General features: G+C 72.9%; 14 protein-coding genes. 5 read left to right on the top strand and 9 right to left on the bottom strand.

Translation table 11 applies throughout. From position 1 onward, the window contains the following. Positions 1–53 precede the first annotated feature (53 nt). Positions 54–1,868: a murein biosynthesis integral membrane protein MurJ gene (gene murJ / locus ACWEF6_RS12475; RefSeq protein ID WP_449683011.1), complete on the bottom strand. Its 1,815-nt coding sequence runs from the start codon at positions 1,866–1,868 to the stop codon at positions 54–56. A gap of 129 nt (positions 1,869–1,997) precedes the next feature. Here murJ and ACWEF6_RS12470 point away from each other — a divergent pair, with 129 nt between their 5' ends. Both ACWEF6_RS12470 and ACWEF6_RS12465 read left to right on the top strand, forming a co-directional pair. Continuing rightward, entirely contained in the window at positions 1,998–2,222 is a 225-nt protein-coding gene (locus tag ACWEF6_RS12470) for a hypothetical protein (protein ID WP_449683010.1), read from the top strand. Positions 2,223–2,402: 180 nt separating this feature from the next. After that, a complete protein-coding gene (locus ACWEF6_RS12465) occupies positions 2,403–3,443 on the top strand; it encodes a hypothetical protein (protein WP_449683009.1) in 1,041 nt (346 codons plus the stop codon). A 123-nt stretch (positions 3,444–3,566) separates the two neighbouring features. Here ACWEF6_RS12465 and ACWEF6_RS12460 read toward each other — a convergent pair whose 3' ends face one another. Further along, entirely contained in the window at positions 3,567–5,717 is a 2,151-nt protein-coding gene (locus ACWEF6_RS12460) for a DUF6049 family protein (RefSeq protein WP_449683008.1), read from the bottom strand. Next, complete coding sequence (locus ACWEF6_RS12455; RefSeq protein WP_310968361.1) at positions 5,714–6,268, bottom strand: NUDIX hydrolase; 555 nt, start codon at positions 6,266–6,268, stop codon at positions 5,714–5,716. Before ACWEF6_RS12455 ends, ACWEF6_RS12460 begins: the two co-directional genes overlap by 4 nt. Positions 6,269–6,369: 101 nt before the next feature. On the opposite strand from ACWEF6_RS12455, the gene ACWEF6_RS12450 reads away from it, so the two are divergent. Genes ACWEF6_RS12450 through ACWEF6_RS12440 form a run of 3 tightly spaced genes read left to right on the top strand, consistent with a single transcriptional unit; the run spans position 6,370 to position 9,981 of the window. Further along, entirely contained in the window at positions 6,370–7,806 is a 1,437-nt protein-coding gene (locus tag ACWEF6_RS12450; RefSeq protein ID WP_449683007.1) for a CCA tRNA nucleotidyltransferase, read from the top strand. 3 nt (positions 7,807–7,809) lie between these two features. After that, positions 7,810–9,117 (top strand): sensor histidine kinase, encoded by a 1,308-nt coding sequence (locus ACWEF6_RS12445; protein WP_449683006.1) that lies wholly within the window; start codon positions 7,810–7,812, stop codon positions 9,115–9,117. 12 nt (positions 9,118–9,129) lie between these two features. Continuing rightward, a complete protein-coding gene (locus ACWEF6_RS12440; protein WP_449683005.1) occupies positions 9,130–9,981 on the top strand; it encodes a class I SAM-dependent methyltransferase in 852 nt (283 codons plus the stop codon). Here ACWEF6_RS12440 and ACWEF6_RS12435 read toward each other — a convergent pair. Genes ACWEF6_RS12435 through ACWEF6_RS12410 form a run of 6 tightly spaced genes read right to left on the bottom strand, consistent with a single transcriptional unit; the run spans position 9,968 to position 23,432 of the window. Next, complete coding sequence (locus tag ACWEF6_RS12435) at positions 9,968–11,875, bottom strand: glycohydrolase toxin TNT-related protein (RefSeq protein WP_449683004.1); 1,908 nt, start codon at positions 11,873–11,875, stop codon at positions 9,968–9,970. The two genes, ACWEF6_RS12440 and ACWEF6_RS12435, sit on opposite strands and share 14 nt — an antisense overlap. 35 nt (positions 11,876–11,910) lie before the next feature. Further along, positions 11,911–14,952: an ADP-ribosylglycohydrolase family protein gene (locus ACWEF6_RS12430; protein ID WP_449683003.1), complete on the bottom strand. Its 3,042-nt coding sequence runs from the start codon at positions 14,950–14,952 to the stop codon at positions 11,911–11,913. 16 nt (positions 14,953–14,968) lie between these two features. Then, positions 14,969–17,212 carry an ADP-ribosylglycohydrolase family protein gene (locus ACWEF6_RS12425; RefSeq protein WP_449683002.1) on the bottom strand — a complete coding sequence of 748 codons (2,244 nt, stop codon included), beginning with the start codon at positions 17,210–17,212 and terminating at the stop codon, positions 14,969–14,971. Beyond that, positions 17,213–18,628, bottom strand: a complete 1,416-nt coding sequence (locus ACWEF6_RS12420; RefSeq protein WP_449683001.1) for a TNT domain-containing protein — start codon at positions 18,626–18,628, stop codon at positions 17,213–17,215. It abuts the gene before it with no gap. Beyond that, positions 18,625–19,062: a hypothetical protein gene (locus tag ACWEF6_RS12415; protein WP_449683000.1), complete on the bottom strand. Its 438-nt coding sequence runs from the start codon at positions 19,060–19,062 to the stop codon at positions 18,625–18,627. The genes ACWEF6_RS12420 and ACWEF6_RS12415 overlap by 4 nt, the downstream gene beginning before the upstream one ends. Next, a complete protein-coding gene (locus tag ACWEF6_RS12410) occupies positions 19,059–23,432 on the bottom strand; it encodes a toxin glutamine deamidase domain-containing protein (RefSeq protein ID WP_449683082.1) in 4,374 nt (1,457 codons plus the stop codon). The genes ACWEF6_RS12415 and ACWEF6_RS12410 overlap by 4 nt, the downstream gene beginning before the upstream one ends. Positions 23,433–23,565: the final 133 nt, after the last annotated feature.

Below are 23,565 nucleotides of genomic sequence, written 5' to 3'. Positions count from 1 at the left end.
CCAAGGTTACCCAGAATACGACGCGGGAGTCGTCGCCTTCCGTACCGCAATCGTTACCCGCGCTTGATCAACCGGGTGAACCTCGAAGTGGCCGGTTTCAGCTCCTCGACTTTCAGGACCATCAGCACGCCGAACGAGACGACGATGCCGACGATGCTCTGCAGGAACAACTTCACCCACGCGCCCAGTTTCGGGCCGAACGCGTCCGGCACGATCTGGCCGGCCACCCAGGCGGCCCCGACGCCGAGAGCGCTCGCCACGACCGTGAAGAGAATCACGCCGATCACCCGCTTGCTGCGCAAGTTGCCCAGCGTCACCCACAGCCAAACCTGGCCGAGGATCGCGCCGACCACGAACGTCAGCGCGTTGACCATCATCACGCCGAGCACGACGTTGTCCGGCGACAGGAGCACCGGGCACAGGTACAGCAGCGGCACCTTGACCAGCGTCATCACGATCATGATCAGTGTCGGCGTGCGGGCGTCCTTCATCGCGTAGAACACGCGCATCTGGAGCATGACCAGCGCGTACGGCAGCAGCGCGAACGCCGAGATCGCGAGCGCGTCGCCGAGCCGCTCGGCGGTGTCGATCGTGCCCTTGCCGAAGGTGAACAGCGCGATGCCGATCGAGCCGCCGACCACGGTCATCACCGCGGAGATCGGTACGAGCATCACCGTCGACATCCGGGACGCGTAGGAGAGGTCGCCGATCAGCTTCTTGTGGTCGCCGTCGGCGGCCGCCCGGCTCATCCGCGGCATGATCGCCGTCAGCAGCGAGACGCCGATGACGCCGTACGGCAGCTGGAAGAGCAGCCAGGCGTTGCTGTACGCGGTCACCCCACCGGGGGCGCCGCTGGTCAGCACGCGCGTGTTGATCGTGTAGCCGATCTGGCTGACGGCGACGTAGCCGAGGATCCAGAGCGCGAGGCCGCCGAACTCCTTCATCTGCTTGTCGATGCCCCAGCGCCACTTGAACCGGAAACCGGACCGCAGCAGCGGCGGGACCAGCAGCACGGCCTGGGCGACGATGCCGCCGGTGACGCCGATGCCCAGCGTCAGCACCTTCGGATCGGTGATCGACACGTTCGCGGTGTCGATGTCGCCCGGCATGATCCAGACGACCAGGATCGTGAAGATGACGACCAGGTTGTTGATCACCGGCGCCCAGGCGGTCGGCCCGAAGATCTGCTTGGCGTTGAGGACGGCCGAGAGCAGCGCGAAGACGCCGTAGAAGAAGATCTCGGGCAGCAGCAGGTAGGCGAACGCCGTGGTGAGGTCCGCGCTCGCCTTGCCGGACGAGTCGACGTAGAGACTCGTGAACGCCGGCGCCGCGATCACCGCGACCACCGTGCCGACCAGCAGCAGCGAGAACGCCACCGTGATGAGCCGCTGGGTGTAGGCCGTGCCGCCGTCGGGATCGTCCTGCGAACGCACCAGCAGCGGCACCACCACGCTGGCGAGCACGCCACCCATCAGCAGCTCGAAGATGATGTTCGGCATCGTGTTGGCGACGTTGAACGAGTCGTTCGCGATGCCCTGCCCGATCGCGGCGACCAGCAGCAGCTTCCACAGGAAGCCGGTGATCCGGCTGATCAGCGACGCGATGGCCATCCGCCCGGACGCCTTCGCCAGCGACGGCGCCTTGGCCGGCGCCTCCGGCGCTTCCCCGTCCGGCCGGGGCTTGACCAGCGGCCCCTTGAGCGCCGGCATGACCTGGGTGGCCAGCGCGTCGTACGGCCGCATGACGTCGGGGTCGGCGACCGGCCAGCGCGAGTTCATCGGCACCCCGGCGGTGCGCGGGATGAACCGCGTCGCCTCCGGATCCGGCGGGCGCTGGACCTGCGTGGCCTCCTCCTGCCACGGCCGCACGGGCGTCGGACGCCGCGAGCCGCGACCGCGCGGCGGGACCGGAGTGCCCGGCGGCGGAGTACCCGGCCCGAGCGCCGGACTGCCCGGCGGCGGGGTCATGGGCGGGTTCGGCTGCGGGAGCCGCCCCTGGTGGCCACCTTGCGGCGGGCCCTGCTGCGGGCCGCCCTGCGGCGCGGCCGGGGCACCGCTCGCCGGGCCTGGCTGCGAGTTGCCGGGCGAGATGACCGGCTGGGCGCCGCTCAAGGGCTGGCCGGGCGGTGGAACCTGCGGCCCGCCTTGCGGCGGCTGGCCTTGGGGCGGCGCGGCCGGGTGGGCACCGCTTGGCGGCGGGCCGGGCTGCGAGTTGCCGAGTGAGATGACCGGCTGGGCGCCGCTCAAGGGCTGCCCGGGCGGCGGAACCTGCGGCCCGCTTTGGGGTGGCTGGCCGGGAGGCGGAACCTGCCCGCTTTGGGGTGGCTGGCCTTGGGGCGGCGCGGCCGGGTGAGCGGCGTTTTGCGGCGGGCCGGGCTGCGGGTTGCCGGGTGAGATGACCGGTTGGGCGCCGCTCAGCGGCTGGCCGGGCGGCGGAACCGGCGGCCCGCCTTGCGGCAGGCCCGGCGGCGGAGCAACCGCCTGGGCACCGCTCTGCGGGCTGCCCTGCGGCACACCACTCGGCGGCACCGGCTGGACCCGCGTCGGCGCCGGACCTCCACCACGCGGCGGCTGGCCACCTCGCGGCGGAACCCGGCGCTGGTCCTCGCGGAGGGCCCGGTCGTCGTGCGGGCCGCGGTCGTCCCGGGGCCAGTCTTCGCGCGGCCGTTCGCCACGGGGGCCGCCCTCGCGGGCCGGGAACTCGTCCGGCGCCGGACGGTCCCGCCGCGGGCCACGCTGCTCGTCCGGCCCGGGCCGGTCACCGCGCGGGCCGCGGTTGTCATGGGGCGGACGGTCACCGCGGGGCGGCAGATCGTCCGGCACGGCTCGGGGGCCGCGAGCCGACGGCTCATCCGGGATCGGCCGGTCGCCACGAGGGCCACGGGGCGGCGGGTCTTCCGTGAGGGCTCGGTCGCCGCGGGGACCGCGGGGTGGCGGGTCGTCCGTGAGGGCTCGGTCGCCGCGGGGACCGCGAGCCGCCGGGGCGTCCGAGAGGGCTCGGTCACCGCGCGCCTGGCGGTCGCCTCGAGGCGGCAGGTCGTCCGGGATGGCCCGGCCGCGGTCGCCTCGAGGTGGCGGGTCGTCCGAAGCTGGACGGCCGCCGCGGGGTGGGATGTCGTCCCGGGCGGGCCGGTCCCCCCTCGGCGTGCGGGCCCGGCGGTCTTCGCGGCCCCGGCGGTCGTCGCGGGGTGGCTGGCCGTCGCGGGGGCGGCGGGCCGGGGCGTCGTCGCGGACCGGGCGCTGGTCGCGGACCGTGGCGTCCTCGGGCGCCGGCATCTGGCGGGTGTGGCCGTTGCGGGGTGGCTGGCGGCGGCCGCGCTCCGGTGGCGGGGGCGGCGGCTGCTGCTGACGGCGGACCGGCTGCGAGCCCCGCGGCGGCCCGTCGCCCCGTTGCGGGGGCGGGGGGCCTTCGCGCCGAGGACGACCCGCACGCTCGGGTGGTAAGCCCGGCTCTCTCTCCAACGCGTGCCCAATCCTCGGTGCTCTACTCCAGCCCGCGGCCCGGTGCCGCGCACGTGCGGACCAAGGGTAATCGCGAACCGCCCGGAACACTCAAAGGCCGAGCGATCAGGCCACGACGTCGCGGCCCGCGCGGGCGTCCTTCACCCTCCGGTAGATGCGCCGGGAAGCGAGCAGAAGCAGGGCCACACCTGCGGCTACGGTCGCGATGATGGTGATCGCGCCGTACTCGGTGGACGTCAGTTCGAACCGCGCGGATGACCCGAGCGGGGTACCGGTCGGCGTGCTCAACGACACATCGACGCTGAACCGGCCGGCCCGCAGCGCCTCCACCGGCAGGAAGTAGTTCTTGCCACCGCTCGCCGGGAAGAACCAGTCCTTCGCGTCCTCCGGGCGCAGGCCCGTGTTGTTGTCGAGGGTGAACCGGGCGTTGATCCCGACCGGCAGGTCGTTGCTCACGTACACCGGCAGCGGCGAGTTGCCGGACGCCAGCGCGATGGTCTGCTTCGGCTGCGAGACGGTCACCCGCCCGCTGATCGCGGCCAGTTCGGCCTGGGCGTTCGTGGTCGCCGCGTCCGCCGGCAAGCCTCGCCACGCCGTGGACGCGCCGCGCAGCTCGGCCAGCCGGATCGGCTCGACGACGTCGTCGGGTTTCACCCGTTTGGTCGGGTCGAGCTGCATCGCGGACGCCAGCCCGGTGGCCTTGACGTCGAGCCCGGCCAGCGTCGAGACGACGCCGGCGTCGACGCCCGCGGCCGGGTCCGTCCCGCTGTCGCCGACCGCGCCGGCGGCCGACGGCTCGGCGGCGAGCAGCGCCGGCAGTCCCGTCGAGGTGACCACGCCCGCGCTCAGGAAGTCGCTGACCTGCTGCAAATAAGTGGTGAACTCCTCGGGCGAGGCGTCCCAGCGCCGCGGCGGCGCGACCAGCAGGTGGTCCGGCCGCTGCCCGCCGGTCTGGCCCAGCCCGGCGCGGAAGGCGAGGGCGCCGAGGCCGTTCTGGCTCGCGACCGCCCGCTCGGTCGTCGCGGGCACGGTGACCGAGCCGGGCACGGTCGGGACGCCCGTCATCGCGGCGGAGATCAGCGAGTCGGTCGGCTGCAGGCGGACGGTGCTGCCCTGCACGGTGACGCCGCCGCCGGCCGCGGCGGGCGGGAGCTTGCCCGCGTCGGTGAGCACGGTCCGCACGCCGGCCTCGGTCAGCGCGGTGAGCACCGACGCGCTGGGCGTGCCGTCCGGCCAGAGCACGCCGGCCTGCGGGGTGACGTCGGTCAGCTCCTGGATGGTCGCCGCGCCGGTGGCCGCCCGGGTGACCAGGCTGGTGTCGCCGGGCCGGATGCGGGTGAGCGCATCGAGGTCGGTGTCGGCGAACGGCAGCGCCACCACGCAGCGGCTGCCGACCAGCGCGCGGAGCTCGGTCAGCCACGTCTTCGCGGCCTCGACGCCCTTGCCGTCGACGTTGCCCGTGTCCGTGTGGACGAGGTAGCCGCGGGTCATCGCGTCGACCGTGGCCAGCAGGTCCGGGTCGAGCGCGAAGCACATCGACTTGGCGAGGTTCGAGTTGGTCCGCACGGCCGACGCCGCCGACGTGACCAGCGCGTTCAGCCGGCCGTCCCCGCTGATCTCGCCGGCCAGCCGGTCGTCGGCCAGCACCAGCGGGCTGCCGTACGGCGCCGCGTAGACGTGCGGGATGTTGCCGGTCAGCGGCCAGAGCAGGGTCATGCTCGGCGCGCCGCCGCGGCTGGTGGCCTGCTTGCCCGGCCCGGTCAGCACCGGCATCAGCATGCTGACCGCGCCCAGCCGCGCGGGCCCGCCGAACTCCGGCGTGCCGTTGACGTTGACCAGCAGCGGGTAGACGCCGGGGCGGGCGAACCGCTCCGCCCGGGCCCCGGTCAGCGGCACGGTGATGTTCAGCGGCGCGCTCTGGCCCGGCTCCAGCACGTCGGCGACCGACGTGAACTCGGTCAGCGGGGTGTCCTTGACGACGGCGCCGGACAGCACGTCGCCGACCCCGCGCTCGGTCGTCGCCCGGTCCCCGACCTGCAGCCGCACCTGCGGCTTGGCGACCCGGCGGTCGCCGGTGTTGGTCACCGTGCCGGTGACGGTCAGCGTCGTCGTCGAAGTCGTGATCACCCGCGGGCTCAGCCCGGCCAGGTCGATGCGCAGGCGCGCGCCCTCCTGCGCCTGGGCGACCGTGGCTCCGGCCAGGGCGGGGACGGCCAGGAAGAGGACGGACAGGAAGGTTGCGGCGAACCGCTTCACTCGGGGGCTCCCTCAGGGGCGTGCTCGTCTCGTCCGTGGACGTCCGGGCGCGCGAAAAGTTCCTTGTACATCTGGCTGGCCTTCCGGACGAGCTTGCGCTCGTCGGAGTAGGCGAGCTTGGTCTCCAGCTCGGCCAGCGGGACCCAGGCCACCTCGGTGACCTCGACGTCCTCGTCGGACAGCTCACCGCCGAGCGCTTCGAGCAGGAAGTGGTGCACGGTCTTGTGGATGCGCCGCTTCTCGGCCACGAACCAGTAGTCGATGGTGCCCAGTGGCCGCAGGACGCGCGCGGAGATGCCGGTTTCCTCCTTCACCTCGCGCACGGCCGTCTCTTCCACCGTCTCCCCGTCCTCGATGTGGCCCTTGGGCAGCGACCACAGCAGTCTGCCGTGCCGGTCGAGCCGGCCGATCAGCACCGCCTGTTCGCGGTCGGCGTCCACCACGAGACCACCGGCCGACGTCTCGTCGACCGTGGTCAGCCGCCTGCCGCGCTGACGCCTGCGCCGCCTGCGCGGCTTCGAGGCGCCGGGGCGGCCGGCTGATCCAGACATGCTGCGATGCTAGAGCAAACGGTCTCCCCGGTAGGCTGGCTCTCCGTGTCCGTGTCCGGCGGTGCCTGCAGCTATCGCACCTGGAACGTAGTGGGATTTTCGTGAACGACGTGGTCGACGAGCAGGTGGTGGGGCTGATGGAGGTCTCGCCACTGGCGGAGGAGCTGGCGGAAAGGTTCGCCAGGGCGGGGCACCGCCTGTACCTCGTGGGCGGCAGCGTCCGCGACGCGCTGCTCGGCCGCAGTTCCGGTGACCTCGACTTCACCACCGACGCGCGGCCGGACCGGGTGCTGAAGATCGTCAGCGGCTGGGGCGACGCGGTCTGGGACGTCGGGATCGCCTTCGGCACGGTCGGCGTGACGAAGAAGGGCATGCAGCTCGAGATCACGACGTTCCGCGCCGACAGGTACGACCGCGTCGGCCGCAACCCCGAGGTCACCTTCGGCGACAGCATCGAGGGCGACCTGCTGCGCCGCGACTTCACGGTCAACGCGATGGCCGTCGAGCTGGCGTCCAAGACGTTCATCGACCCGCACGACGGGCTCGGTGCCCTGCGCGAGCGGGTCCTGGACACCCCGGCGACGCCGCAGGAGTCGTTCGCCGACGATCCGCTGCGGATGCTGCGCGCCGCCCGCTTCGCCGCCCAGCTGGACTTCACCGCCGCGCCGCGGGTGGTCGACGCGATGACGTCGATGGCGGAGGAGATCGACCGGATCACCGCCGAGCGGGTGCAGGCCGAGCTGTCGAAGCTGCTGCTGGCGGCCGACCCGCGGCCCGGCCTGGAGCTGCTGGTCGACACCGGGCTGGCCGACCGGGTGCTGCCCGAGGTGCCCGGGATGCGGCTGGCGATCGACGAGCACCACCAGCACAAGGACGTCTACCAGCATTCGCTGACCGTGCTCGCCCAGGCGATCGACCTGGAGAAGACGCACGAGCCGACGTCGGAGCCGGATCTCATCCTGCGGCTCGCGGCGCTGCTGCACGACGTCGGCAAGCCGGCGACCCGGGAGTTCCAGCCCGGCGGCGGCGTGAGCTTCCACCACCACGAGGTGGTCGGCGCGCGGATGGCCCGCAAGCGTTTGCGGGCGCTGAAGTTCTCGAAGGAGATCGTCGACGACGTCTCCCAGCTCGTGTTCCTCCACCTGCGGTTCCACGGTTACGGCAAGGGCGAGTGGACGGACTCGGCGGTCCGCCGGTACGTCACCGACGCCGGCCACCTGCTGACCCGGCTGCACAAGCTGGTCCGCGCCGACTGCACCACCCGCAACCGCCGGAAGGCGGCCGCGCTGCAGGCGACCTACGACGACCTCGAAGCCCGGATCGCCGCGCTCAAGGCCAAGGAGGACCTCGACCGGGTCCGGCCGGACCTCAACGGCGAGCAGATCATGGAGCTGCTCGGCCTCAAGCCGGGGCCGGACGTCGGGAAGGCGTGGAAGTTCCTCAAGGAGCTCCGGCTGGACCGCGGCCCGCTCGACCACGACGAGGCGGTCGCCGAGCTGAAGAAGTGGGCCGCGGAAAACGGCGTCGGGGACGCGTGAGCCGTGGCGGGCGGGGGCAGCTTCCTGGTGGCGCTGCTGAGGCGCGGCGCCCCCGCGATCGCCACCGCCACGAGTGAGCTGCCCGCCGAGATCGCCGACCCGGCGCCGATGCACGCGCTGCGGCGCATCTCGCGGATGTCCGGCCCGATCGACCCGGCCGAGCGGGACGGCCTGCTGCTGCGGGCCACCCGGTATGTCGTGCTCATCCCGCTGGCGTACCGGCTGCTCGCGGTGCCGGGCCAGTTCGGCGTCTACGTCCTCCAGCGCGGCACGGCCGGGCTGCTGCCGGTCGGGGTCTTCACGCTCCTGTCGGTGGCGCTGAACGTCACCGGCCTGCGCTGGATGTTCCGCTCGGCGCCCTTCAGCGGCCGCAACGCCGGGAAGCTGCTGGCCGTCGACCTGGCCTTCACCGTGCTCTCGCCGCTGCTCATCGCGCTGACCGTGCCCACCTCGGCGTACTTCGACGCGCTCGCGGTCACCAGCGTCCACCTCTACGGCGAGATCGGCCTGCTCACGCTCGCGCTCGGCCTCCCGAGCGGCGTGGTGTTCGGCCTGCTGAGCTTTCCGCTCCGGATGCTGGCGAACCGGCTGAACACCGGCGGGTTCCTGGCCGGGGCCGCCTTCTCGACGTACTCCGTGCTGCTCGCCGAGCTCTTCCTCGCCACCGCCGCGCTGGTGCTGACCGGTCTCGGCACGCGCCTGGCCCTGGCCTACGGCACCCGCAATGGGCGGCTCGCCGAGCGTGCCCAGCAGCACCGGAGGCTGCACGACACGGTGTTGCAGACCCTGGAAGCGATGGCCTTGTCCAGCCCGGGCGACCCCGCCGAGCGGCTGGTCGAGATCCAGCGGCTGGCGCGGGCGCAGGCGATGGAGATCCGGCACACGATCGAGTCGGCGGCGTCCGAGCGGGCCGAGGCCGGCGCGCGGCCGCTGGGCGAGAAGCTCGCCGCGCTCGCCGCCGAGATGGCCCGCGACGGCCTGCGCGCCCAGCTCGTGGTGGCCGAACTGGACGACGACACGCTGTCGGAGGTCCGCCAGATCGCCATCCGCGACGCCGTCCGCGAGGCGATGCGGAACACGATGAAGCACTCCGGCACCGACCGGGTGGTGGTCCGCGTCGAGGAGCGCGACGGCGGCATCGCGGTGATCACCCGCGACCACGGGAGCGGCTTCAGCGCGGCCGACCACCCGGCCGGGTTCGGCATCAGCGAGTCGATCACCGCGCGGCTGGCCGAAGTCGGCGGGACGTCGCTGGTCGAGTCGGGACTCGCCGGAGGCGGCACGCGAGTGACGTTGTGGGTCCCGTTCTGATATCTCCTGACCATGACCTCGATCGAGCTGCTCGCCGACGCTCTCGCCGCCCACCGCTCCGGCGACCGCGACCAGGCCGCCGAACTGGCCGCCCAGGCCGGGCGGGAAGGCTCCACGCTGGCGGACGAACTGCGGACCTACCTGGCCGGTGACGGCTCGGCGCCGGTGTACGACCAGCCCAGCGCCTTCACGGCGTTCATCCGCGGCGGCGGCAACGTCGAGCTGTACCGCGCGCTGAGCGCCGAGCTGGCCGCCCGGTACGACAGCGCGAAGCCGGAATCACTGCTCGACCTGGGCTGCGGCGACGGCCTCGCCGTGGTGCCCGCGCTGGAGCAGGCCTCGCACCTCCCGCCGCGGATCGACCTGGTCGAGCCGTCGGCCGCGCTCCTCGAAGGCGTCCACGAACGGGTGCCCTCGGCCCAGTGCTGGCAGTCGACCGCGCAGGACTTCCTGGCCCGCGACGACCTCGGCTGGGACTTCGTCCAGTCGACGTTCGCGCTGCAGTCCATCGAGCCGGAGCAGCGCGCCGAGGTGCTGCGGGCATTGCAGCCGCGCACCGGCACGCTGGTGCTGGCCGAGTTCGACGTCCCCGAGTTCGAGGAAGGCTCGCCGGAGCACCTCCGGTCACTGGTCGAGCGCTACGAGCGGGGTGTCGCCGAGTACGGCGAAGACGCCACATTGGTCGCCCAGGGCTTCCTGCTGCCGGTGCTGCTCGGGATCGTCTCCGGGCAGCAGCGGACGAACTGGGAGCACCCGGCCGCGGGCTGGGCCGAGCAGCTGACGACGGCGGGCTTCACCGAGGTCGACGTCACTCCCCTCGCCGACTACTGGTGGTCGCCCGCCGTCCTGATCACTGCCTGCTGAGCGAGCCCGTTTCGACGTGCTGGGCGAGCGGCCGCGGCAGCAGGTAGGCGACCGCTCCGCCCGGCATCCCGCCCCACGGCGCCGTCACGCCGGTCAGCACGCGGATCGCGCGCTGCACCCGGTAGTGCCGCTTTTCGCGTTCGCGTTCGAACGCCAGCGCCGTCTCGACGAACCGCGAGCCGTCGGCGTGCACCAGGTTGCCGGTCTCGGTGCCGTACCGGACGACCGTGGTACCCGGCGGCAGCGTGAGCAGGCGCTTGCCGCGGTAGAAGTTCAACGGCGGTTCGCCGCGCATCGGCAGGATCGGCCAGTCGGCGGGCTGGTCGGACTCCTCCGCCGGCCGCGGCGGCAGCATCAGCAGCACGCCGAGCAGGAACCGGGCGGCGTCGCCGAGCGAGCCGAACGCCACCGGCTCGTCGGACGGCGGCCGCGAGACCTCCCAGCCGTTCTCCGCGCGGCGCAGCGTCCAGACGCCTTCGGCCGGGATCTCGTTCGCGCCGATCCGGTAGGCCGCGGCGGGCACGCCGTGCTCGGCGAGCCGCTGCTGGAGCAGCTCCAGGGTCTCCGCGCCCTTCAGGTTCCGGACCGGCTCGCCACGGGCCACGCGGGTCAGCGCACGCTCGTCCGGCAGGTCGGCGGCCGTCTGCGGCGGCCGCGGCCGGCCGAGGACCTCCGCCTCGGCCGTCGCACGGACGAGCTCCCCGACGAACGGCGGCCGAAATCCCACTGCGCGCACGTGCTCGACCAGTTCCGGCTCCGGCGGCACGCCGTACTTGCGCAGGTAGTGCGGCACGGCGGCGGGCCAGATCCAGGTGCCGTCGGTGTGGAACGCGTTCGGCACGTCCGGCTTCGCCCCGGGGCCGCCGAAGATGTCCGGCAGCGGCGTCGGCCGGTGCAGGGCGACCGGCGCCCGGAACAGGTAGTCGAGCAGGCCGCGGACCTGGTCCGGCGGCACCGGCGGCCGGTTGACCACCGGGCGCTCGCCCTCGACGTGCGAGTCGGTGACCCGCGCCTGCCGGAACGCGACGTCCAGTGGCAGTCCCGCCTTCGCCGTCAGCCACGACGGCAGGTGCTTCGGCGTCCGTGGGTAGGTCTCCAGCTCCAGTTCGTAGGCGGCGGTCGACGGACGGCCGCCGTCGTTGGGCGGCACCCGCCAGTCCGGCTCGCGGTCGGCGTCGAAGTCGAAGTCGAACTGCGACTGCGCGTCGAGGGTGAAGGTGCCCTGGAACCAGGTGCCCGCCTCGGCCTGGAACATCGCCGCCCGCAGCCGCGCGAAGAGCCCGCCGAGCCGGGGCACCGCGGGCAGCGAGACCGACACCGGGCCGTCCTCGTCGCCGACCGCGCGGACCTCGATCTCGGCGTAGTCCCCGACCTGCCGGAACTGCGCGCCGACGCGCGCCCAGCCGCCGGGCACGGTGTGCAGCAGCGTCCGGCCGATGGCGCGCAGCAGCGCGTTCTGGTCGCCGGTGCCCGGCTGCGGACGGGCCTCCGGCGTCTCGGTGAAGTCCAGCCGCGTCTGCCACAGCGCGGTGACCTGCTTGGCCGGCACGGTGACCGAGAAGTCGGTCAGGCCCAGCTGGGCCGCCCGCGCGGCGTCGTCACGCACCCAGCGCAGGGTCAGTTCCGGCCGGTCGCCCGGCGCGACCTCGAAGACCTCGCCGTCGTACTCGGCGAAGGTCCGCAGCGTGAACGTCGACGGCACCTCGCTCGCCGGGACGACCTTCGCCGGACGGCCCTCGAACTCCTTGTCGAAGCCCTCCGGCGCCTCTTCCTCCGGCAAGACGGACAGCAGCACGGTGCCGTCCGTGGTCGACCGCTGCGCGCGGTAGGTCCCCTCGCCCCACGTCGCATACAGGCCGTCCGGGCGTTCGGCCACCTCAACCCGGTAACGCACGTTTGTCCTCCCCGTCCCCAGTAGCCCCAAGCAACCTAGTCGACCGGGTACCGAGCGAACCACCGGTCGTCGGCCGGCGCATCCGGGCCGAACTCGGTGAGCGCGTCGTTCGCCAGGCCGACGATGACTTCGCGGAGTTCCAGCCTTTCGAGCCAGCTTTTCCGCAGGGCTTCCTCGCCGTACATCGCGCCGACGAGGTTGCCGCAGACCGAACCGGTCGAGTCGCTGTCGCCGCTGTGGTTGACCGCCGCGAGCAACGCCGAGTCGGCGTCCGAGGTCACCAGCGCGACGTACACCGACATCGACAACGCCGTCTCGCCGACGTTGCCCTGCCCGAGCCGTTCGAGCTTCTCCGGCGTCGGCGGGCCCTCCATCGCCAAGGCCGCGTCGAGCGCCGCGCTCTGCTCCTCGTGCCCCGGGTGCTTCACGAGTTCCGCGCGCGCGGTCGCGACCGCGTCGAGCAGCGGCTTTCCGTGCAGGAGCCCGTGCATGAGCACCGCAAAGCACCCGGACGACAAATACCCGCTCGGGTGACCGTGGGTCAGCGCCGCGCTTTCCGCGCCGAGCCGGAACACTTCGGCGAGGTCGTCCGACCACAGCGCGATCGGCGCCGCACGCATCACGCCGCCGCAGCCCTTCGAGTTGTTGACCGGCCGGTCGATGGTGCCCCGGACGCCCGAGCGGCCGTACGCCTCCAGCTCGCCGAAGCAGGTGAGCCCCGGTGCGCGCCGGCTGAACAGCTCCTGGTGGGTGATCAGCCAGCCGTCGGCCGCCTCGACCGCCGACTGCGGCCCGCGAGCGCGGTCCCACGTGACGCCCTGGGTGTGCAGCCAGCGCTGGTACGCCATCTGCAGCGAGTGGACGACGTCCGCGGACCCGGTCTTCCGCTGCTGGGCGTGGGCCCGGATCAGCGCTTCGAGCGTGAAGAGCGTCATCTGCGTGTCGTCGGTGATCCGGCCGACGCCGCCGTACGCCGGGATGAAGTCGGTGATGCCGTCCGGCCCGGCGATCTCGCGGATCCGGTCGATCGAGTCGAACTCCGTCTTCGCGCCCAGCGCGTCGCCGATCGCCCCGGCCAGCAGGCTGCCTCGCAGTCGCGATCGCAAGTCCGGTCCCTTCGGTTCCGGGGTGAACCGGCCGCTCGGGTACCGGCGCTCCCAGCGTGCGTGCTCGGCGGTCTCGGTCCGGAGGCCGTTGCGGTTGAAGTACCAGAAGACGTCACTGGCCACGTCTTCGAGCAGGCCGAGGTCGGGCAGCGACGCCACCCACGGCAGGCCGGGCACGCCGACGCGGGCGCCGACCAGCGCACCGGCGATCGCGCCCGCCACCGGCCCGGACCGCGCGGCGAGCCGGATCGCGGCCTCCGGGTCGTACCCGCGCTTGGCCGCGGCGAACAGCGCGCGGCCGAGCACCGACCGGACGCTCCGGCCGTCGCCGATGGACTCCAGCTGCGTCACGTCGTCGGCGTCGCGGTCCGCGCGCAGCGCCAGCGTCGAGGCCGCCAGATCGCCCCCCACCTCGTGCAGGCGGACGTGCACCGGCAGCGCGAACGGCTCCCGCGTCAGCAGGCTCTGGAACAGGGAAATCAGCAGCTCGACGCCCTCGGTCACCTCGGCGCCGGCCGCGCTGCCGGTCAGTTCGCGGGCGACGTCCTTCGCGTACCGCTCGCCGTCGACGTCGGCCAACGCCACCGCCCCGGCCGGGGTTGCGGCCAACGCCGTGGCCAGCAGCGCGGAGAACTCTGCGGGCGCGGGACCGGCGTGCCGGGTCGCGACGGCGAGCCAGCCCACCGGGTCCGGTTCGGGCAGGGTCGCCGGGACTTCGCCGGTCGGCACCGGCGGCAGGCCGCGCAGCACGATGTCGGTGTGGAACAGCAGGTGCCGCGTCAGGCCACCCAGCGGCAGGGGGCGCGCCGGGTCGGCGCCGCCGCCGAGGGCGTCACCGATCGCGAAGCCGACGTACGCGCCGACGATCCGGTGCCACGCGAAGCGGTCGGGCGGCGTCCCGAAGGCGGAGAACTTGCCGAACGTCCACGGCACCGGGTGCGGCCAGGCGTCTTCGTCCACGTGCGCGATCAGGCCGTTCGCGGCCAGGTCAGCGGGCCATTCCGGCTCCTGGCCGGCCCGGCGGCGGACGCCGTTGCGGTACTGCCAGGCGAACCCGCGCAGATACCGGACGCACTCCTCCGGCGTCAGCTCGAAGTGCTGGTCGCGGGCGTGGTCCAGGGCGTACCGCAGGTGCCGGGCCGGCAGGTCGGGCGGCTCGACGCCGAACTCCGCGACCAGCGCGGGCAGCGCCGCGGCGACCTCGGGCCCGGCTTCCGGCGCGGGCTCGGAAACGATGGGCCGGCGCTCGCCGGTCGTGCCGAGTTCGGCGGCGGTGAGGCTGCGGACCAGGCCGGTGCCGGGGTCGAGCGTCAGCCCCGACGCCGCCGGCAGCTCCCGGACCAGGACCCGCCAGCGGCGCGGATACCGCCCGGGCACCTTCGCCGACGAGCTGTAGGCGATGACTTCGCGCTCGTTCCTGCCCGGGACCGGCCGCACCAGCGGCTCGCCGTTGTCGAGCAACGGCACGAGGACTTCGCAGTCCAGCAGGGCGCGGACGAACTCGGCGCGGGTGATCCAGTTGGCGGCCAGGTAGTTCAGCAGCTTCTCGGCGTCGGTCGTGGGTTCCGGGTACCCGCGCCAGACCGGGCCCGCGGTGTACTGCTCGTTGCTCCGGTACTCACCGTTCGCCCTGGTCCAGCCGCGGACGGCTCGCACCGGGAGGTCCAGTTCGGGGAACGCCTTCTCGTCGAACTCGGGGTCGACGTCCGGCCGCCACTCCGCCTCGGCGGGCGTGCTCGCCATCGCCGCCCGGTCGTACCCGATCTCGCCCTCGTCCGGCACCACGACCACCGGGCCGGGGAACAGGCCCGCGCCGATGTCCGTGCCGTCCAGGTAGCCGGCCGTGTTGACCGTGAAGCGCCAGCCGTCCGGGCGGCGCGCGGTGAACTCCGGCCGGATCCGCAGCCGGTCGCCGCCGGGCTGCGTGCGCAGCCACTCCCGCGCGCGGGCGACGGCTTCCTCTTCGTCCATTCTCCCCATCCTCGCGCTAATGCCGCGGGTACCGCTCGATCCAGACGTCGCCGAGCGCGCTGAGCGCCGAGTGCCGGTCGAAGTGCCAATAGGCGTCCGAAGCGACGTTCTCGACCAGGTACCGCAGCTCCAGCTGGTCGACCCACTTCTGCGGCAGCCCGGGGATCCCGGTGCGCGCGCCGAGCAGCGCCCCGGCGATCGCTCCGGTGAGCGCGCTGCGGCCGGAGTGGTTGACCGCGCGAAGCAGCGCCTGCTCCGGGTAGTTCTCGAAGCCCGACAACGCGGCGAAGGCGCGGCCGAGCACCGACAGCGTCGTCTTGCCGTCGCCGATCAGCTCGGGCATCCGCAGGTCGGGCAGCCCGTGCTCGCCGAAGAACGGCACCGACTCGGCGACCAGGTCCTTGATCGCCGTCCACTCCGGGCCCTGCTGGAACTGGCTGTCCGGGTTGAGCACCTCGCGGCTGGTGTTCCAGATCGGGAAGCTGAACGCCTCCTTGGTCAGCGCGTGCTCGAACAGCCAGGTCAGGTAGGTCGCGGCGGTCAGGTCCTGCTCGTCGGGGTGGGTGACGCCGGCCAGTTCGCGCACCGCCTGCCGCGCTCCGCCGCTGAACCCGCTGCCGGGGCCGGCCATGGTCAGCGCGGCGGGCAACGCGGGGATCAGCGCGGCCGGGCCGCTCATCGGCGGCGCGCCGGCCGTCCCGGTCGCGAGCTGGTGGTAGGCGTTGAGCTCGGCGTCGTCGATGTCCCGCCGGGCGTGCAGGTCCGGGACCTGCACGAGCCAGCCGTCGATGGCGTCCATCGGCGCACCCTGGGTGCGCAGCCAGCGCTGCAGCGCCCCGCGGACGACGTCCGGGAAGAGCTGCTCGGCTTCGCGGGATTCCGGCTGCTCGCGGTGCGGGCTGCGGATGACGGCCTCGGTGTAGAAGAGCAGCCGCTGCGTCAGCGAGCCGATCCGGCCGGGCTGGTCGTACGCCGGGATCAGGTCGGTGACGCCCTCGATGCCGAACTTCGCGTGGATGTCGTGCAGCATCATCCGGTCGACGGCCGCGCCGAGGGCCTCGCCGAGCGCGAAGCCGACGTACGCGCCCGTGACGCGTTGCCAGCCGTAGCGGAAGCCGTCGAGATCGCGCTCGAAGTACTTGCCGAACGTGTCGAGCCGCGGGACCGTGCGGCCGGCGTTGTCGTACGTCGGGGCCAGGCCGTTTGCGCGCAGGTCGTTGGGCTTGCTGCGCGGCGGCTCCGGCATGTTCAGCCGCTTCAGCCAGGATTCGCCGAGCACGGTCTTCGCGCACTCCTCGGCGGTCAGCTCGAAGCCGCGCCGACGGGCCTTCTCGGCCGCCAGGAGCGGCGGTTTCACCGGATCCGGCAGGCCCATCCGGGACGCGGTTTCGGTGGCGACCCGGATGAGGTCCTCCTCGGCCTCCGGGCAGCGGCCGTGCACGTCGATGCGCGGCTCGTGGCGCGGGAACCGCTGGACGATCTCCGCGAGCTCGCCGCTGGAGACGTCCTCGATGGTCGTCGGGCCGCCGTTGATGACCAGGTTCGGCGGGTGCTCGAACTCGGCGAGCGTGGCGACGTCGACCTTCCACCAGCCGTGTTCGCGCGAGGGCAGGTGCCGGGTCGAACTGAACACCTTGAGCTCGTTGCGCTCTTCGGCGAAGTAGAACCGGTCGGTCTTGCCGGTTTCCAGGTCGAGGGGGACGTACACCTCGCACCGGATCAGCCCGATGAGCAGCAGTTCCCGGGTCAGCCAGCCGACGCTGCCGAACGACAGCAGCGTCTCGAGGGTGTTCTCCGGCTTCGGGTAGCCGCGGCGGATCGGCCCGGCCTTGTATTCGGGGTTCTCCCGCTCCTCGCCGGTCTGGTTGCCGTCGGCGTCGACCTTCACCCAGCCCGCGACGGCCTGCAGCGGCACGCCCAGCTCGCCGAGCCCGGCCTTGACGTACTCGGGGTCGACGACCTCGCGCCAGTTCTCCTGGCCGGGGAACGCCACCGGCACGGACAGCCCGCCGGGGTGCGGGTGCGCCTGGCGCAGCTCGCCGTCCGGCTCGCGGACGACGACCGACGGCGGCGGGAAGATCTCCTTCTCCGGCCGGCCCTCGTCGAGGAACGCGATGGTGTTGTAGGGCACCGACCAGCCCTCGGGGATGCGCAGCACCTTCTCAGTGTCCACCCGCAGCCCGGCGGGGCCGGAGACGTCCGGGCCGTGCACCGCGCGCAGCCACTGGCCGACCTTGGCAATCGCTTCCGCCGCTTCCACCTACTCGATCCTCTCCAGGCTTCCGTCGGACTCGTGCTCGGCGATCGTCTTCGGCAGCACGAAGGCCACCGCGCCACCCGGCAGGTTCGCCCACGGGACCGTGATGCCGGTGATCACGTGCAGGGGGCGTCTGAGCCGGTAGCTCCGCCGCACCCGCTCGCGTTCGAGCGGCAGCGACGTCGTGGCGAACCGTACCTCGCCGTGGTGAACGAGATTGCCCGGTTCCTCGCCGAACCGCAGAACGACCGTACCCGCCACCAGCCTGGTGATGCGCTTGTTGCGGAGCAGGGTGAGGGGAGGCTCACCCGGCGCCGGGTGCACCGGCCAGTCGTCGAGCTCCTTCGCGGTTTCCCGCGGCGTTTCGTGCCCGGCGGTCATCCGGGCGGGGTGCAGCAGCAACGCGCCCAGCAGCTGCTGCGCGGCGTACTCGAGCCGGGCGAAGTACTTCGGTTCGCGAGGCTTCCCGCCGGCGTACGCGGCGACTTCCCAGCCGTCGGGCGTGTAGTTGAGGCACCAGGCGCCGTCGGCGCGCTCGCCGACCCGGTACGCCTCCGGCCACACCCCGTGCTCGCCGAGCCGCTGTACCAGCACGGTCAGCAGCTCTTCGTCGTCGAGCTGCGGGTCCGGCGTCGTCTCCAGTTCGGCGACGACGTCCCCGGCCGTCTTCTTCACGTCGGCGCGGCCCGGCTTCGGCCGCGGCTTGCCCAGCAGGTCCGCCTCGGCGGTCCGCCGGACCAGCGGCTCGACGTACGGCGGCTGGAAGTGGTGCCGGCGGATGTGCGCGACGAGGTCGGGCTCCGGCGGCACGCCGTGCTTCGCGAGCAGCAGCGGGACGGCGTCGGACCAGATCCAGGTGCCGTCGGTGTGGAAGCGCTCGTCCTCGGTCTCGTGCACGACGGCCTCGCGCTCGAGGTACTGGAGCACGAGCGGGACCTCGGTGTCGGTCAGCGGCGGGCGCTCGACGTCCGGGCCGCCGGCGTCGGCGTGCCGGAACACCACGCCCAGCGGCAGCTGCGCGCGCAGCCGCCACCAGTCCGGGATGTGCTCGTCGGCCCGCGGGAACGCGGCAAGCTCCTCCGGCCAGGCGGCCGGCTCGGGCGCGTCGGTCCACACCGGATCGTCGTCGAGCGCGAAGTCGAAGTCGAAGCTGCCGTCGGGGTTCAGGGCGAACCGCGCCTGCAGCCAGGTGCCGCGGCCGTCGGCGTACATCCCGGCGCGCAGCTCGGTGAAGATGCCGGTCAGTTCCTCCGGCACCGCCGTGTTGTGGCCCGCGGTCTCGGTGTGCGTCCCGACCTGCCGGAAGTCGGCGACGGCGGGCACCTCGGCGTTGACGCGGTGCTCGCGCACGAGCTTTCCCAGGCGCACCAGGAGAGTGCGCTGCTCGTCGGGCGAAAGTCGATGTTCCACGTGAATCATTGCGCCAACGTCGAGGTGTAGCCGAAGGTCGGCGGCTCGCCGGCGTCGAGCCGCGCGAACTCGTCCTCCCACATCCGGAAAGTGCGGCCGTACAGCGAAACCTTGAGCGCGGCCTCCTCCCGGCCGAGCGGTCGCCCCTCGTCCCGGGCCACCGAGTGCATGGCGCTGATCGTGTCGTAGAGGGCGAAGATCGGTCCCCCGCCGCGGAGGTACTCCCGCCGCAGGTCTTCGGTGCGGATGACGAACTGCTGCTCGCTCAGCGCCCCGATGTCCCCGGCCTGCGCGAAGAGGACGTCGTCGATCTTGTCGTTGTCCTCGACGAACCGCCCGGTCCGCAGGCTCAGGATGAAGCCGGCCAGCCCGCCGCCGGCCGTCTTGTCGAGCCGGTACGGGCTGTCGTGGTGCCGGAAGTACGCCGGCGTCTCGATCGTCATTGCTCGGGCCTCTTGTTCAGCGCTTCCCAGAACTTCTCCCGCTCCCGCTTCAGCAGGGCGTTGATCAGGGCCTGCTCTTCCGCGGTGTACGGCCGCGGCCGCTTCTTCCCGGTCTCGGGGTCGGGCCCGGGGCCTTCGTCGACGGCCCGGGCCTTGATGTCCCGGCGGACCTCGTAGAGCGCGTGGTCGTAGGCGGAGACGGCGTCGACCGCCTTGAGGTGCAACCGGAACTCGGCGACGTGCCCGTCGATCCGGACCTTCATCTGCAGGTCGCTGTACCCGGCGGGCTGCGGTTTCACGAACCGGTCCTCGAACTCGACGATCTCGATGTCGTCGCGCGCCCGGATCTTCTCCAGGGCGGCGTAGAGCATCTCGATCCGGTCGAAGCGGACGATGCCGCCGGCGATGTCGGTCAGCCGCGACGGGTCGCCGCCGTAGTTGGACTCGATCTTGTCCTCGGCGCGGCCCCGGCCCTTGAGCGTCTTGCGCAGGTCCGGCTCGCCTTCGGTCTCGGCCGCGATCTCCGGCACGACCTCGCGCAGCTTCGCCATCGCGACCTCCGCGCGTTCGTAGACACCGTCCAGGTACTTCTTGAACTCCGTCGCGTTGCCGAGGTGTTCCCGCGGGTAGGGCGGCTGACGGCGGTCGGCGTCCTCGTACCGGGCGTTGTCCGCGGTCGCCTCCCCGGACACCCGCCGCTCGGTCTCGCCCAGCTCGAGGTGCTGGGGTTCCGCCGGGATCTCCTCCGGCAGCGTGCCGTGCTCCCGCTGCTCGTGGACGTCCCGCAGGGAGTCCTCGAAGATCCGCACGGCCTCGTCGTGCGCGAGCAGGTTGCCCAGCGCGAGCGGGCGCTTGGCCAGCGAGTCGGCGACGTAGGCGTTGGCCTCGTCGCTCAGCAGCCGGACCAGCTCGGGCCGGTTCGGCAGCTGGGCTTCGAGGTAGTCCTTGAGCGGGCCGAGGTCGTGGGCGCGGCCGAGCTCGTCCTTGGCTTCGACGTGCGCGTTCGCCAGGTCCGGGTGCGCCAGCGCGGCCCGGAGGTCTTCGCGGCCCAGGAAGCGGTCCGCGCCCACCGGCTCGGCGGCCCCGTAGCCGCCGTGCGCCTCGTGCGGGCCGTGCTCGGTCTGGACGTGCTCGCTTCGGGCGTGTACCTCGTCCGGCGTGCCGATGTGCATCAGCTTGACGCTGGTCGCCGGCTGCGGCAGGTGCATCAGGTCGCCGGACTGCGGGTCGATGAACGCGACCCCTTCGCGGGTGTGCACGACCATCGCCACGTGCCCGTACTCGACGCCGTTCGGGCCCGGGTACTTCACCGCGACCACGGCGTGGTGGTCCAGCGGCTTCCCCCGCATCTCGCGGATGACGTCGTCGTAGCTGCCGCGCTCGGAGAAGGTCTCCCCGAACCGGCCCTCGAGGTGCTCGAGCGTGCCGCGGCTGCCCATTTCGTGCGGCAGGATCGGCTCGGCCGTCATGTCGCCGCCGCGCTGCCGGTCCAGGTATGCCTCGGGACCGCGCGTGCAGTTCGTCAGGTAGCCGTTTTCGAAGGCGCCCGGCTGGTGGAAGCCCGGGTTGACGTCGCGCAGGTGCGGGTGGCGGTCGTGGACGTAGGCCGCACGCTCCGACGGCGTCGTCCCGCCGGCGTGGATGGCGGGTTCGGCGGGCGGGTTGGTGGCCCGGGCCAGCCGCGAGTAGTCGTGGACCGACACCGGGGGCGGCGGCGGTGCCGCGGGAGCGTCCTGGACGTCGTGGACCGACTGGTGCTCCGGCTGCGGCGTGACGTGCTCCGGCTCGCCGAGGCCGCCGAGCCGTTCCATGATCGCCGCCTGCTTGCGGCGCTCGAACTCGGCCGCGTTGTGGTCGTTCTCGGCGCGGCGCTCGGCCATCTTCTCGCGCGCGGCCTCGGGCTCGAGGTAGCGCGGGTGGCCGGGCCCGATCTCCTCGGCCACGATGACCCACTTGCGGCGGCCGTCCGGCCCGATCTCCAGCCGCTTTTCGTGCACCAGGAGCTGCGTCCCGGGCGGCGACAGCGATTCGCGCTCGCCCGGGTTCTCGGCGAGCTTCGAGATGTCGCGCAGGTTGTCCGACCGGACGTGCAGCTCGATGTCGTCGCCGAACTTCGACGTCGAGAACTCGCCGGTCTTGATCGAGGCGCTGGAGAACGCGGGCTCGACGATCACCGAGCCCGGCTCGTACGGCTTGGCGACCAGGTCGGCCAGGTGCGGGTCGCCACCGACGTCGTAGGCGCGGATGGTCTCGCCGGACTCGGGCGTGATCTGGTTGAGGCCGTCCACGATCGCGCGCGTGTTCTGCTGCGCGAGGTCGAAGCCGGGGTGGCCGGGCCCGCGGCGCAGGGCCTCGTTGACGTCGTAGGCGTACTCGCCGCGGGTGTAGCCGTGCAGCGCGACGGCGCCGTCGTCGGTGACCGGCAGCCCGGCGGCGTCCCGGCGGGCCAGCGCGCGGTCGTGGACCTGCTGGTAGATGTCCTCGTCGCCGACCGCCCGGCGGATGCTCTCGTGGTCGGCCGGCGTGCCGCGGTGCTCGCGGTCGAAGAGGTAGCCCTCGTCGTGCACGACGCGTTCGGACGGCGGGTTGAGCCGGTCGCTGATCGGCGCGCTTTCGACGACGTGGTGCGGCGGCGCGTCCCCGCCGCCGAGCGGCAAGGTGTGGATCCCGGTGGCGTCGTGCGGCAATTCGGCGAGCCGCCCGGTGACGGGATCGGCGAAGAGCACCCCGTGTTCGGTGTGCACGCCGGCGATGAGCCGCGACTCCCCGTCCGGCAGCTCGAAGGCCACGGCGGTCCGTGCCCCGACGGGACGTTCGCCGAGGTCACGGGCGACGTCGTCGAAGCTCCCGCGGCTGTCCCACGGCCCGCCGAGCTGTTCGCCCACGCTCTGCTGCCCAGCCGGCCCGGCCACGACGTCCTCGCCGTTCATCCGCCGATCGAAGGCGGCCATCGATTCGGCGGCGTTGGTCCGGTAGCCGGTTTCGAGGCCGTCCGGGCTGTAGTGGTTGCGGGTGTTGACCGCACCGAGCTCGGGAACGGCGTCCCGCACGAGGCGAGCGTGCTGCTGCGGCGTCTCGACGGACCCGGCGTGCAGCACGGGCTGACCACCCGGAGTGAGCGGCTCGGCAAGCTGCGCCCACCCCCCGTCCGGCTCCCCGGTGGCCGGCGGCCGCCGTTCGGGCAGCGGTTCGGCACCCGGGGGGTCGAAGGCGTTGAGCTTGCCGGCCAGATCACCGCTCGGTTTGTGTTCGGGGTGCTCGGCGTAGAACTGCTCGAGCTCTGCGTCGGCTTCACGCTGCCGGCGCGCTTCGTCGGCGCGTTCCTCGGCCCGGCGCTGCTCGATCGCCTCGCGGGCATCGGCCTCACCGAGATGTCCCGGCTCCCCGGGCGCGACCTCTTCGGCGTGCACGATGTAGTGCGGCTCGCCGGGCTGACGCGGGTTGGCGTTGGGGTGCCCGGGGCCTTCTTCGATGCCGGTGATCTTGAACTGCGTCCCGGCCTTGAAGAGGACTTCGTGCTCGTCCTTGAGGCTGGCCAGGTCCTCGACGTCCCGCCCGGTCTTGGACTGGATCCGCATCTCGACTTCGCCGGGGAACTTGCTGCGCGGGTGCTGCGCGTCGACCTTCGAGGAGCTGAGGAACGACGGTTCGGTGATGTGCGCACCGTCGTGGAACCGCGCGAGGAAGGCCTGCAGCCGCGAGAGATCACCCTTGAAGTCGACCCGCCGCGAAACGACCCCTTCGTGCGGCGGAAGCTCGTTCAGCCCCGAGACCAGCGCGGCGGCCTGAGGAGCGAGGTGCGGAAGCTCGGGCCCACCCATCCGGAGGGCGTGGTTGAGCGGGCCGACCATCTCGTACCGGGTGTAGGCGTGCACGGCAACGGCCCCGGCATCGGACATGCAGGGATGGGCGAGGTCCCGCTTGGCGAGCGCCTCCCGCCGGACCTGTTCGTGCCGCCACTCGCCATCGACCCGGCTGTGGTGCCCGGAGTCCATGAAGGTGTCCTCGATCCGCCTGATCCCGGCGGGATCGTCGGTGTGGAACCGAGGATCGGTGAGGTAGGGCTCGTCCAGGCGGGGCTGCCCGTAGTCGTGAGGTGCGGCCGGGTCTTGGTCGGTCCGGTCCTGGCCGGCGGCGTGGTCCTGGGGAGGTTCGGTGGCTTGCTCGCCCGGCCGCTCGTGAGCTGCTGCGTCCTGTGGCTCGCCTGCGTGGTCCTGCCCGGGCGCGTGGCGTTCGTCGCCAGCCGTCCGCTGCTCGGCAGCCGGGACTGGTTCACCGGCGCGGTCTTCGCCGGGCGCGCGCTGATCCGGCTGCTTGGCAGCCGAGGCCGGTTCGTCGGCGTGGTCCTGCCCGGTTGCGTGCTGGTCCATCCGTTCGCCAGCGGGCTGCTCGGCCGGGCGTTCGCGGGAGGGCTCGCGATCGGCCGTGGGCGAGCTTCCGTCCGCGGGCGTTCGCTGGTCGCCAGGCGCGCCTGGCTGCGTCTGCTCGGCGGGCGCAGGCGTG

Source organism: Amycolatopsis sp. NPDC004772, assembly GCF_053601215.1.
The sequence above is the reverse complement of the archived record's forward strand: the minus strand, read 5'-3'. Positions and strand labels throughout refer to the sequence as shown.